The sequence below is a fragment of the Faecalibacterium sp. An58 genome (assembly GCF_002161515.1).
Lineage (GTDB): Bacteria > Bacillota > Clostridia > Oscillospirales > Ruminococcaceae > Faecalibacterium > Faecalibacterium avium.
The window spans coordinates 1-11,781 of record NZ_NFHX01000023.1 but is presented as its reverse complement, the minus strand read 5'-3'; the positions used below and the strand labels follow the sequence as shown (position 1 = coordinate 11,781).

Below are 11,781 nucleotides of genomic sequence, written 5' to 3'. Positions count from 1 at the left end.
GCGAAAATGGGAAAAGAACAACGACAGGGCCGCCGGGCAGGCCCGGGGCCCCGTATTGCAGCTCTTTAATAGTTGGGGAACACCATGCGGGAGGACAGGATGACCAGAAAGCACACGATGCAGAATGCCAGGTCGATGTAGTCCTGGCCGCAGCACCGCAGCACCTTGAGCCTGGTGCGGCCCTCGCCGCCCCGGTAGCACCGGCATTCCATGGCCATGGCCAGCTCATCGGCACGGCGGAACGCCGAGATGAACAGCGGGATCAGCACCGGCACCAGCGCCTTGACCCGGTCGGTCAGTTTGCCGGTATCCAGCATGGCCCCGCGGGCTTTCTGGGCGTTCATGATCTTGTCGGTCTCCTCGATCAGGGTGGGGATGAACCGCAGGGCGATGCTCATCATCATGGCCAGCTCGTGCACCGGGAAGCGCAGCCGGGCCAGCGGGCGCAGCAGCGCCTCGATGGCATCGGTCAGGACGATGGGACTGGTGGTATAGGTCAAAAGGCTTGTCCCCGCGATCAGGGCGGCCACTCGCACCGCCATCACGACGGCATAGCGGACGCCGGCGGCGTAGATGGTCACAAAGCCCCAGCGGAACAGCGGCTCCCCCTCCCCGCTGACAAAGAACACGTTGAGCACTGCGGTGAACAGGATGATGGGCAGGATGGGTTTGAGGCTCCGCCCGATCATCTTGAGGGGGATCTGGGCCACCAGGTACATGGCGGCCAGAAAGACCACCGACAGGGCCAGGCCCAGGGGGTTGGATGCGGCGAACAGCACCGCGATATAGACGATGGTCAGCACCAGCTTGAGCCGCGGGTCAAAGCGGTGCACCAGGCTGTTGCCCGGGAAGTGCTGGCCGATGGTGATGTCACGGATCATTCTGCGGCGCCCCCTTTCTGCGCGGCGCTGCCCGGGCGGGGCAGTTCCAGGCTCTCCCCTGCGTCATGGCGGGCCTTGGCCTCCACCAGCTTTTTGACGGCATAGGGGATGGTATACACATCCGCCGGCACATCGATGCCCATTTGGCGCAGCTTGAGGAAGATCTTGGTCACCTGGGGCACCGACAGGCCCAGAGCCAGCAGTTCCTCGGCCCGGGCAAAGACGTTTTCCACCGTGTCATACATGGCCACCTTGCGCTGGGCCATCACCAGCACCCGGTCCGCATAGCGGGCGATGTCCTCCATGCTGTGGGACACCAGCAGCACCGTGACCCCCGTCTTTTTGTGGTATTCCCGGATGGCCGACAGGATCGAATCCCGCCCTTCCGGGTCCAGTCCGGCAGCCGGCTCGTCCAGCACCAGGATGCGGGGCTCCATGGCCATCACGCCGGCCACGGCCACCCGGCGCTTCTGGCCGCCCGACAGCTCAAAGGGGCTGCGGTCCAGCAGCTTTTCGTCCAGGCCCACAAAGCGCGCCGCCTCCCGCACCCGGCGGTCGATCTCCGGTTCGTCCAGGCCCATGTTCCTGGGTCCGAAGGCGATGTCCTTATAGCAGGTCTCCTCAAACAGCTGGTATTCGGGATACTGGAACACCAGCCCGGTCAAAAACCGGAAATCCCGGATCTTGCCCGGATCCGCCCAGATGTCCCGGCCGTCGATGATGATCCGGCCGCTGGTGGGGCGGTTGAGACCGTTCATGTGGGCGATCAGAGTGCTCTTGCCCGAGCCTGTGGCCCCGATGATGCCCACGAAGTCCCCTTCTTCCACCTCAAAGCTGACGTCGTCCAGGGCGGTGACCGCCCCGGGCATCCCGGGGTTGTACACATAGGAAAGGTGTTCTACCTTGATGATGCTTGCCATATCCGCCCTCCCTCACTTCAGCAGCTCATAGAGAGCCTGCGCGCATTCTCCCGGGTCGATGATCCCTTCGGGCATGGGGATGCCCGCCCGCACCAGCTCGTCCCGCAGCTCGGCGGCCTGGGGCACGTCCAGGTGCAGCGCCCGGACCCGGTCGGTCTGGCTGAACACCTCTTTGGGGGTGCCCTCCATCACGATCCGGCCATGGCTCATCACCACCACCCGGTCGGCCTGGGCGGCTTCTTCCATATAGTGGGTGATGGCCACCACCGTGATGCCCATATCCCGGTTGAGCCGGTGGATGGTCTGCATCACCTGTTCCCGGCCCCGGGGGTCGAGCATGGCGGTGGCCTCGTCCAGCACGATGCAGTCGGGGCTCATGGCCACCACACCGGCGATGGCCACCCGCTGTTTCTGCCCGCCCGACAGGTTATGTGGGGGACGGTGGCGCATCTCGTAGATGCCGGTCATCTTCATGGCATCGTCGATGCGGCGGCGCATCTCTCCGGTGGGGACGCCCAGGTTTTCCAGGGCGAAGGCCACATCCTCCTCCACCACGGTGGCCACGATCTGGTTGTCCGGATTCTGGAACACCATCCCCACCTTCTGGCGGATGTCATACAGTTTGCTGTCGTCGGCGGTGTCCATCCCCTCCACCGTCACGGTGCCGCTCTCGGGCAGCAGGATGGCGTTGAAGTGCTTGGCCAGGGTGGACTTGCCGCACCCGTTGGCCCCCAGCACCGCCACGAACTCTCCCCGCCTGACTCCCACCGACACCCCGTCCAGTGCATAGGGGCCGTTTTCAGGGTCGTAGCGGAAACGCAGGTCCTTTGCCTGCAAAATGGTCTCGTTCATCTTTCGCTCTCTTTTCCGGTGGCGCGCCCGCCTTCTGCCCGGGCTGCGCCCCATTCTCAGGATCGTCTTTTGTTTTTTACAGCGCTTCCCAGATGGCGGTAGAGCCGCAGGGCACTACCCCTCCGGTGGCGGTCACCGGCAGCCCGATCTCGTCGCAGCTGGCACCGCCCCCGAACCGGGGCACCAGGGTGGTCTTGAGGATATATTCCATCACCGCCGGGCTCAGCCCTGCGGTGTAGCTGTTGATGGCAAAGAACAGCGGCTGGCTGCCCAGCAGGTCGGCGCACTGGCAGATCAGGTCGTAGACGCAGTCCTCCAGCTTCCACACCTCGCCCCCGGGCCCCCGGCCATAGCTGGGCGGGTCCATGATGATGGCGTCGTAGGTGCTGCCCCGGCGCTTTTCCCGGGCCACGAACTTGGTGCAGTCATCCACCAGCCAGCGGATGGGCCGGCCGGCCAGGCCGCTGGCGGCGGCGTTCTCCTTACCCCACTGCACCATCCCCTTGGAGGCGTCCACATGGCACACCGAGGCCCCGGCCGCCGCGCAGGCCAGGGTGGCCCCGCCGGTGTAGCCGAACAGATTCAGCACCCGGATGGACCGGCCCGCAGCCCGGATCTTGCGGCCATACCAGGCCCAGTTGACCGCCTGTTCGGGAAAGACGCCGGTATGCTTGAAACCAGTGGGGCTGACGATCAAAGTCAGCCGGTCCTCCCCTTCGCCGCAGTGGATCTGCCAGCGTTCGGGCAGGGAGCGGCGGTATTCCCACTGGCCGCCCCCCTTGCTCGAGCGGTGGTAGACGGCGTCCGCCTTGGCCCACAGGGGGCTCTGGGGGGCGCTTTTCCACACCACCTGGGGGTCGGGCCGCACCAGCAGGGCCGTGCCCCACCGCTCCAGCCGGTTGCCCCCGGTGGCGTCCAGTAATTCATAATCCTTCCAGCTGTCGGCTGCTCTCATGGTCTGCCCTTTCTTTTCACTTGTTCAAAATGCGGCGCCCGATCCGCTCCACGATCCGCTGGGCGCAGGCCTGGATCTCCTCCAGATCCTCGCCTTCCACCATCACCCGGATCTTGGGCTCGGTGCCCGACACGCGCACCAGCACCCGGCCCATCCCCATCAGCTTCTGTTGCTCGTTCTCGATGAAGCCGGCCAGCACCTCGTCCTCCTTATAGGCGGCCTTCTGGGCGGCGTTGGCCTCCACGTTGATCAGCACCTGGGGGAACTGGGCGTAGATGCCGTTCAGCTCGCTCATCTTTTTGCCGCTCTCGGCCAGCAGTTTGAGCAGCTTGCCGGCGGTCAGCTCCCCGTCGCCGGTGGTGGCGTGGTGCAGCAGGATCACATGGCCGCTCTGTTCGCCGCCGATGGCGTAGCCGTTTTCCCGCATATTCTCCAGCACATACCGGTCGCCCACGGCGGTCTTTTCGGTGCGGATGCCCTGGCGCTCCATGAACTTGACAAAGCCCAGGTTGGACATGACGGTGACCACGGCGGTATCGGCGTCCAGCCGGCCCTTCTGCTTCATCATCATGGCCAGCAGGGCGATGATCTTGTCACCGTCGATCTCCCGGCCCTGCTCATCGCAGGCCAGGCACCGGTCGGCGTCCCCGTCAAAGGCGATGCCGCAGTCATAGCCGCCCTCCACCACCTCTTTTTCCAGCTTCTCCAGGTGGGTGCTGCCCACCCCATCGTTGATATTGCGGCCGTCGGGCGTGACGCCGAGGAAGCTGCACCGTGCCCCCAGCCGGGGGAACAGCTTCTGGGCCACTGCGGCGGCGGCTCCGTTGGCGCAGTCGATGCAGATGTTCAGGCCGGACAGGTCCCCGTTGATGGCCTCATAGAGGTGGTCCACATAGTCCCGCAGGCCGTCGGATCGGAAGGAGATCTGCCCCACCTCGGCGCCGGTGGCCAGGGGGATGTCCTTGCAGTCGTTGTCGATGTGGGCTTCGATCCGCCCTTCCACCTCGTCGGGCAGCTTGTAGCCGGTGGAGGCGAACACCTTGATGCCATTGAACTCCATCGGATTGTGGGAGGCCGAGATGACCACGCCCGCGTCCGCCTTGTACTTGGTGACCAGATAGGCCACCGCAGGGGTGGGCAGCACCCCCAGAGTCTCCACGTCAGCCCCCACGCTGCACAGGCCGGCGGTCAGCGCCGCCTCCAGCATATCCCCCGACTGGCGGGTGTCCTTGCCGATCAGGATGCGGGGCTTGCGGCCGGTGCCGTCGGTGAGGACGGCGGCCACCCCCCGGCCCAGTTTCATGGCCAGCTCACAGGTCAGATCGGCGCCTGCAATGCCCCGGACGCCGTCGGTGCCAAAATACTTTCCCATAGTGTCAGATCCCTTCTTCTCAGGCCGCAGCGCGGCCCCTTCTATCAAAACAGTATGTCAAAACGGTCAAAACATACTCTGCTGGCCGCTGTCCTCAGGGGAAAGGTCCTCGGGCGGGCGCATCCCCAGATGCTGGTAGGCCAGATGGGTGACGCAGCGGCCCCGCGGGGTACGGGTGAGGAAGCCCATCTGCATCAGATAGGGCTCGCACAGGTCCTCCAGGGTGACGGCCTCCTCCCCCAGCGCAGCGGCCAGGGTCTCCAGGCCCACCGGCCCTCCGCCGTACATCTCGATGATGGCCCGCAGCAGGCTGCGGTCCAGCTCGTCCAGGCCCAGTTCGTCCACATCCATCCGGCGCAGGGCCATCAGGCAGACCTCCCGGTCGATCACGCCGTCCCCCAGCACGGTGGCAAAATCCCGCACCCGCTTGAGAAAGCGGTTGGCCACACGGGGGGTGCCCCGGCTGCGTTTGGCCAGCTCGTAGGCGCCCTCGGGGGTGATGGGCTGGTCCAGGATGCCGGCGCTGCGCCGGATGATCTGGGCCAGCTCGTCCGGGCTGTACAGTTCCAGCTTGAGCAGCACCCCGAAGCGGTCCCGCAGCGGGCCGGTCAGCTGGCCCGCCCGCGTGGTGGCCCCCACCAGGGTGAAGTGGGGAAGGTTGATCCGGATGCTCTGGGCGCTGGGGCCCTTTCCGATGATGATATCCAGGGCGTAATCCTCCAGCGCCGGATAGAGCACTTCCTCCACCTGGCGGGACAGCCGGTGGATCTCGTCGATGAACAGCACGTCCCCTTCCTGAAGGTTGGTCAGCAAAGCAGCCAGGTCCCCGGGCTTTTCGATGGCGGGGCCGCTGGTGATCCGGATCTGTACCCCCATCTCGTTGGCAATGATCCCCGCCAGGGTGGTCTTGCCCAGGCCCGGAGGGCCGTAGAGCAGCACATGGTCCATGGCCTCGCCCCGGCGGCGGGCCGCCTCCAGGTAGACCTTCAGGTTCTGCTTGACCTTTTCCTGCCCGATATAGTCCTCCAGATGCTGCGGGCGGAGGTTGTTTTCCTCGGTGTCCGCAGCGGTCAGGCCGGGCTGCATCATTTTTGCGCCATAGATCGCTTGGTCCTGCATGGTTTATCTCCCCCCTGCCATCCCCCGCAGCGCCAGGCGGATGATCTCCTCCACCGGCAGCGCAGGGTCGATCTTGGAAATGGCCACCGCCGCCTCGCTCTGGCTGTACCCCAGGGATACCAGTGCCGCAATGGCCTGGGCGCCGGTCTGGCCGCCGGCCGCCGCCGACACCCCCGAGAGGTCCTCCAGCACCGCAGAGCCCGCAGCACCCTTGGCCACCTTATCTTTCAATTCCAGCACGATGCGCTGGGCCAGCTTGGGCCCCACCCCGCTGGCCGCCTTGAAGGCCTTGTGGTCCCCGGCGGACACCGCCAGGTAGACCCGGTCCGGTTCCATGACGCTGAGGATGGCCAGCCCCACCTTGGGCCCCACCCCCGACACCGCCGTCAGCAGCTTGAAGCAGTTCTGCTGCTCCTCGGTGGCAAAGCCGTAGAGGCTGATGTCGTTCTCGGTCACGTTCAAGACAGTGTAGAGGGTAGCCTCCGCCCCGGCGCCGGGCAGCGCCGCAGCCACAGAGGTGGGGCACTGGGCCAGATAGCCCACGCCGCCGCAGGCGACCACCACGCTGTCCAGCGTTTTTTTGACGATTTTTCCGTTCAGGCAATAGATCACGTTTTCCCCTCCCTCTCAGCTGGTCAGATCGGCCCGGGCCTGTGCACCGAAAGCCGCGTCAGCTGGTTGGCGCTGGTGTGGCAGAAGGTGATGGCCATGGCCAAAGCGTCGGCGGTATCATCGGGCTTGGGCACGGCAGGCAGATGCAGCAGGATGCGGGTCATCTCCTGCACCTGCTTTTTCACCGCCTTGCCATAGCCAGTCACCGCCTGTTTGACCTGCATGGGGGTGTATTCGTAGACGGGAAGCCCCGCCTGGGCCGCCGCCAGCAGGATGACCCCTCTGGCTTCCGCCACCCCGATGACGGTGGTCTGGTTGTGCTGATAGAACAGCTTCTCGATGGCCAGCACCTGGGGCCTGGTCCGGTGAATCACCCCGCACACGCCGTCGTAGACGGCCGCCAGACGTTCTTCAAAAGGCCGGCCTGCGTCGGTGGTCACCGCGCCGAAATCCACCGGCGTGAACCGGTTGCCTCCATAATCCACCACGCCCCAGCCCACAATGGCATAACCGGGGTCAATGCCCAACACTCTCACCCTCTGCGCCGACCTTCCTTTCCCGATTTTTGGCGCAGCACGCGCCGAAAAAGATACTGTAATAGTATAGCACAGCGCGGCAGGAATGGCAAATCACACCCTGCCCTCTTTTGATGTGCCGCGCCCCGGCGGCCGCAGCAGGGCCGCATACGGACTTTCGGACGATTTTGATTTTTTTGCATTTTCCTCTTGCATTTTGCCTCAGAATATGCTATGATAATCAGGCCGCACACCGCGGCACCGAGTTGGACGGTTAGCTCAGCTGGTAGAGCATCTGCTTGACGTGCAGGAGGTCACAGGTTCGAGTCCTGTACCGTCCACCAAAACAAAACCCGAGGCCACAGGCCTCGGGTTTTGTTTTGCGCGGGCATCGCAGAGGCGCACCCGGTTCGAGTCCTGTACTGCTGCGCAAGCGAGGCGCTGCCTGTGGCAGAAGCAGCCGAGCTGGAGCAGGGGCAGCGGTCTGAATGTTCAAGCGCATTGCATGCGCGCCGGAAATTCAGGGCACCGCAACCCGACCCACCAAACAAGGCGTATCCGAACCCAATCCTCTACGAGGAAGGGTTCGGATACGTTTTTTCTTTGGCTGAAGTGCTCCGCAGGGGGTATTGAAGCATAGCAGAACAGCAAAAGAGCGAGGTACTGTCTTTGGGTAGGCAGTACCTCGCTTTTATTATTTTACTGTTTACAGTTTATATTTGTTACGCCGCATTTTCCTGAGCTTTTTCCATCTCTCGCCTTGTCAGCCAGGCCTCGAAAGCCTTCTGGTTTTCCTCGACTTCAAAAAACGCCTGGATGCCGGGCAGAAATGTCCGGGCCAGACATTCGAGAGAACCTGCGGGCAGGCCGTATTCTTTTTCGATATCCTTTTTCTTTTTGCTCAAAAATCATCCTCCGCTTGTTCCAAAACCCGATATGCTTCACATTGATTCACCTCGATTCATTTCGATTTTCGTGGTCTTTCCGTGTATATTTGCTTGTTTGATAAAACTCAATGACTTCCTTTGGTATCCGCTCTAGCAGTGTCAACGCATCCTCATAGTCGCGCCGGAGCTGCGCATCCCGCAGCTCCTTAAGGACGCTGGTCTTGGTGGCAGCTTCCAGAGATTGTTCCAACTCGGCGGCTTTCTTTTTCAGACGTTTGTTTTCAGTGGCCGTCTCGGTGAAGGCCACATTGTACTTTTTGAGTTGGGTGTGCATCTTTTCCACGGCCGGGATATAACCGTCCAGCAACTTGGAGATTTCGGCAGCCCGCTTTTTGCCATTAAAGGGGCCAATATCGTTCAAAAGCTCATCCAGCTTTTGGCGCTGCCTGTTGAGGCGAGTCATCTCTTTGAAGATGCGGGGTGGGATGTGGTCGCGGCCCGTCTGGCTGGCGCTCTCCCCACGCTCCAGGTCGGGGCATTTTACGACCATGTGTTCCCAGAACTTGTCCTGCCACCAGGTCAGCTTCTTTTTGTTGCCCACGATCTCTTTGGCGCTCAGACGACCGTCCGCTGTCAAGGGGACAAAAGAAAGGTGCATATGGGGCGTTTTCTCGTCCATATGCACCACGGCGGAGATAATTGTTTCTCTGGATTGGTATTGCTCAAAGAAGCGGAGCGTTTCTTCAAAGTAGCGTCGGACTTCGGGCAGCTTCTTGCCTTTGAAGAACTCCGGTGTGGCGGTGAACATGGTCTCCACCACCCGGACACTGTCCGTCCGGGTGCGGCAGCCGGCAACCTGGATTTGACTCTCGGCCTCTGCCCTATACCTGCCGGCTGGCTCAATCAGGTGAAAATTGTACTTGCTGCGGGAGAGGTCAATATCAGGGTTGCTGGCGTACTTCTCTTTGGTGCGCTCGTTATGGGCCTCGATGTTGGATATCTCCGGCCCCTTGTACTTGGCGAAGCGCATGATGGCGTATTGTGATTGGCTCAAGGACGGCCCTCCTTGTAAATTGACAGGTCATGTTATGGGCGGGCATAGCAGGAACCTCCTTTCAGATTTTAGTGCGGATCAATTTGATCCGCACCACTTTTTTGTAGCTATGAAGGATTTGTTGAGACGGATAGAAATTGCAGACCGCAAAGTACCATTTTGTTACTTTGCGGTACGAGGCGTTCTAACTTGGATCAAGTGGTCATTTTGACTCAGACCACTTTAGCATCGTAAAGGATTTGTGTATATGGCGTGTTTTGGGGTTTTTGCTATGTACGTGCGTACGGAACTTGTACATACGTACATAGCAAAAAGGGCAGGTTTTTCTATATCGAGAAAATCCTCTACAAAAGCAAGAGGTCGGCGAGTCGCCGACCCCTTGCTGGCAGGTTAGGGGCGTTTTAACTTGGTTGTGACCAAATTGGTCACAGCCACTTCAAGGGAGTAACAAACGGTTACACTCTCTAGAGCCTTATGCCGGATGCGTCTGTACTGGCCTCGTACATACGTACATAGCAAAAAGGCCAAGTTCTCCCATATACAGTTTTATCCCCAGGAAGAGGTAGGCATCTCCGGCCGGACCAGGGCTTCAATTCCCAGGTAGCCCCATACACGGCGGCCTGCCGAGTTGACAATATTGTTGGTGTGCTCCAGGTTGTACTTTTTCAGATTGGCGATCAGGTTATCGCTGAAGCTCCGTGCTTTCAGTGGGGCCAAGTTGTTCTCCTCGCACCACATCTTATAAATGGCATAGAGGTCCTTGGAACTGATGCAGGCATCTGCTTTGAGGCGGATATAATCCTCCGCCTCCATGAAGTCGAAGAAGTTATTGTTGTCCCGCCTGACCAGCTCCCGGTTGCGCCGGGCGCGGTCGCTTTCGGTGAACTGAAAGCCATTCCTGACCAGACGCTGCAACCCCTCAAAGGCCCACAGAAAAATCCCTTCGGCCTCGGCAGCCATCTTCTCGGCGATGTCCGGGTCGTCCACCCGGTCGGTGGGCTTGTCCCTGGTGGTCAGGACTAGTTGCCGCCGGTAGAAACCATCGCTGCGGTCATAGAGAGCCTGTAGGTCTCCATTGCTGAACGCCAGCAGCCGGGCATAGATCCAGCCCTGGTAGCTCTGTTTGCCCTTGCGTTCCAGGTCCATCTGGCTCTGGGCGGTGACAATGGATTTGACGTAGTTTGTCTGCCGCAGAGCCTCGATGCGCATATCGTCGTCTACGCAGAGCAGAATATGCTCGAGGTCGGCCCGGGCAAAGCGGTTTTCGGAGATTTTGCCTATGCTGCCGTCTTTCATATTGGTGCCGAACAGCTTAGACAGTACTACGCCGATCTGGCTTTTGCCTTCGCCGCCGTGGCCCTTGATGACCATCATCCGCTGGCCCTTGTTGCTGGGGATGAAACAGTACCCGATAAACTCCTGTAAGGTGGGAATATCCTCCGGGTAGAGCAGGTCCGACAGAAACTGTAGCCAGTGGGTGGGCTGGGCCGCTTTGGGATTGTACTGGACTGGCAGCCGGTTGCGGACCACTTCAGGTTTACCGTCCTGAAAACTGCCGTTCAGGTATAGGGTCCCATTGGCCAGGTGTATACAGTTGGTGACTGGCGGAAAGTCATCCACCTGGGCGGAGAGCTTGAGCAAGTCCAAGATATTACCCACCTTGCGGGCTACGTTGCTGCTGGCATAGTCCCGAAGCTCCTCATAGATCATACTGCGCAAGGGCATTTCATCCGTTACCCGGCCGTCCTCGGTGAAAAAGAAGCCATTGCAAAAAATGATTTTGTGGGTGGACATGAAGGTCTCACAGAAAACCGCTTCATTGATCCGATGTCCTTCTTCCAGCCAAACTGGGTCGTTGGAGCTGGGCCGGTAGGTTTTGCTTTTCATGCGGCCTCCTTTGCATTGAGGGTATCCAGGCGGGCTTCCATTCTGGGCAGAAGTTGACCATCCAGCAGGCGTTTGGCGGTGGTCGCCTGCCTCACGGTGACGGAGGCTTTGACAGTTTGAAAAAGATTCACTTGCACCTCGCAATCTTGATAGGGTGGCGGCACACGGTGCCTTACCATGTGTCTGAGCGGATAAAGTTTGCCGGTCTCCCTCATCGCTTCTGACAGGCAACCACTCATCTCTGAGGGCACTGTGCCATCCCTTTTGGGCGCTCGCTCCGGGTGGAGGTCGTGGCGGTTTGGACGGTGAGGACGGTCATTCAGTTTTACATTGGAGACAGTATAGCAGAAAATCCAGAACTTTCCCGTATGTCCAAGAGGTTGGAAATTTGTCTCAAAAGGCTCTGATTTCCACGCTCTTGGACAAAGCAACTGCGATATGGTATACTAAAGTGGCAAATCGCCAACCCGCCCACTGGATGGAGATAACAGATGCACACGAAACTGACGTTAGGCGAACGACTCAAGGACCTGCGGATTGAGCGAGGCTGCACCCTGGAAGAACTGGCAGCTCAAACGGGCTTGTCAAAAGCGGCCTTGGGCAAGTACGAAACCAATGAATCAGGAGACATCAGCCTGTTTGCCATCACCAAGCTGGCCGACTTCTATGGCGTGACAACAGATTATCTTCTGGGTCTGGTGGAAAACAAAAAACACCCAGACGCAGC

General features: G+C 60.6%; 13 protein-coding genes and 1 tRNA gene. 2 read left to right on the top strand and 12 right to left on the bottom strand.

The window, feature by feature from the left end:
• Positions 1–65: 65 nt before the first annotated feature.
• The 8 genes from B5G12_RS11385 to ruvC all read right to left on the bottom strand — a co-directional run bounded on the left by B5G12_RS11385 (position 66) and on the right by ruvC (position 7,247).
• Positions 66–881, bottom strand: a complete 816-nt coding sequence (locus tag B5G12_RS11385) for an energy-coupling factor transporter transmembrane component T family protein (RefSeq protein ID WP_087233125.1) — start codon at positions 879–881, stop codon at positions 66–68.
• Positions 878–1,801: an energy-coupling factor transporter ATPase gene (locus B5G12_RS11380; RefSeq protein ID WP_087324986.1), complete on the bottom strand. Its 924-nt coding sequence runs from the start codon at positions 1,799–1,801 to the stop codon at positions 878–880. The genes B5G12_RS11385 and B5G12_RS11380 overlap by 4 nt, the downstream gene beginning before the upstream one ends.
• A 12-nt stretch (positions 1,802–1,813) precedes the next feature.
• Positions 1,814–2,653: an energy-coupling factor transporter ATPase gene (locus tag B5G12_RS11375; RefSeq protein ID WP_087233119.1), complete on the bottom strand. Its 840-nt coding sequence runs from the start codon at positions 2,651–2,653 to the stop codon at positions 1,814–1,816.
• 76 nt (positions 2,654–2,729) lie between these two features.
• Positions 2,730–3,608, bottom strand: coding sequence for a class I SAM-dependent methyltransferase (locus B5G12_RS11370; RefSeq protein ID WP_087324985.1), 879 nt, complete (start codon positions 3,606–3,608; stop codon positions 2,730–2,732).
• Between the two features lie 16 nt (positions 3,609–3,624).
• Positions 3,625–4,980 (bottom strand): phosphoglucosamine mutase, encoded by a 1,356-nt coding sequence (gene glmM, locus B5G12_RS11365; protein WP_087324984.1) that lies wholly within the window; start codon positions 4,978–4,980, stop codon positions 3,625–3,627.
• Positions 4,981–5,046: 66 nt separating this feature from the next.
• The gene (gene ruvB, locus B5G12_RS11360) at positions 5,047–6,069 is read right to left on the bottom strand and encodes a Holliday junction branch migration DNA helicase RuvB (RefSeq protein ID WP_446718513.1); all 1,023 of its coding nucleotides are present in this window, start codon (positions 6,067–6,069) and stop codon (positions 5,047–5,049) included.
• A 33-nt stretch (positions 6,070–6,102) separates the two neighbouring features.
• Positions 6,103–6,711 carry a Holliday junction branch migration protein RuvA gene (gene ruvA, locus B5G12_RS11355; protein WP_087324983.1) on the bottom strand — a complete coding sequence of 203 codons (609 nt, stop codon included), beginning with the start codon at positions 6,709–6,711 and terminating at the stop codon, positions 6,103–6,105.
• Positions 6,712–6,734: 23 nt separating this feature from the next.
• The gene (ruvC, locus tag B5G12_RS11350) at positions 6,735–7,247 is read right to left on the bottom strand and encodes a crossover junction endodeoxyribonuclease RuvC (RefSeq protein ID WP_087233104.1); all 513 of its coding nucleotides are present in this window, start codon (positions 7,245–7,247) and stop codon (positions 6,735–6,737) included.
• Between the two features lie 247 nt (positions 7,248–7,494).
• Between ruvC and B5G12_RS11345 the strand changes: the two genes are divergently transcribed.
• Positions 7,495–7,570, top strand: a tRNA-Val gene (locus B5G12_RS11345).
• Positions 7,571–7,948: 378 nt separating this feature from the next.
• On the opposite strand, the gene B5G12_RS11340 is transcribed toward B5G12_RS11345, so the two are convergent.
• From B5G12_RS11340 to B5G12_RS15105, 4 genes are all read right to left on the bottom strand, one after another.
• Positions 7,949–8,131 (bottom strand): hypothetical protein, encoded by a 183-nt coding sequence (locus B5G12_RS11340; protein ID WP_087324982.1) that lies wholly within the window; start codon positions 8,129–8,131, stop codon positions 7,949–7,951.
• Between the two features lie 46 nt (positions 8,132–8,177).
• On the bottom strand, positions 8,178–9,167 hold the full coding sequence (mobV, locus tag B5G12_RS11335; protein ID WP_087324981.1) for a MobV family relaxase: 990 nt from the start codon (positions 9,165–9,167) through the stop codon (positions 8,178–8,180).
• A gap of 546 nt (positions 9,168–9,713) precedes the next feature.
• A complete protein-coding gene (locus tag B5G12_RS11330; protein WP_087324980.1) occupies positions 9,714–11,054 on the bottom strand; it encodes a DNA primase family protein in 1,341 nt (446 codons plus the stop codon).
• On the bottom strand, positions 11,051–11,185 hold the full coding sequence (locus tag B5G12_RS15105) for a hypothetical protein (protein WP_275532647.1): 135 nt from the start codon (positions 11,183–11,185) through the stop codon (positions 11,051–11,053). The genes B5G12_RS11330 and B5G12_RS15105 overlap by 4 nt, the downstream gene beginning before the upstream one ends.
• A 360-nt stretch (positions 11,186–11,545) precedes the next feature.
• Between B5G12_RS15105 and B5G12_RS11320 the strand changes: the two genes are divergently transcribed.
• Positions 11,546–11,781: helix-turn-helix domain-containing protein (locus B5G12_RS11320; RefSeq protein WP_144064144.1), on the top strand; the 236-nt coding region annotated here is incomplete at its 3' end.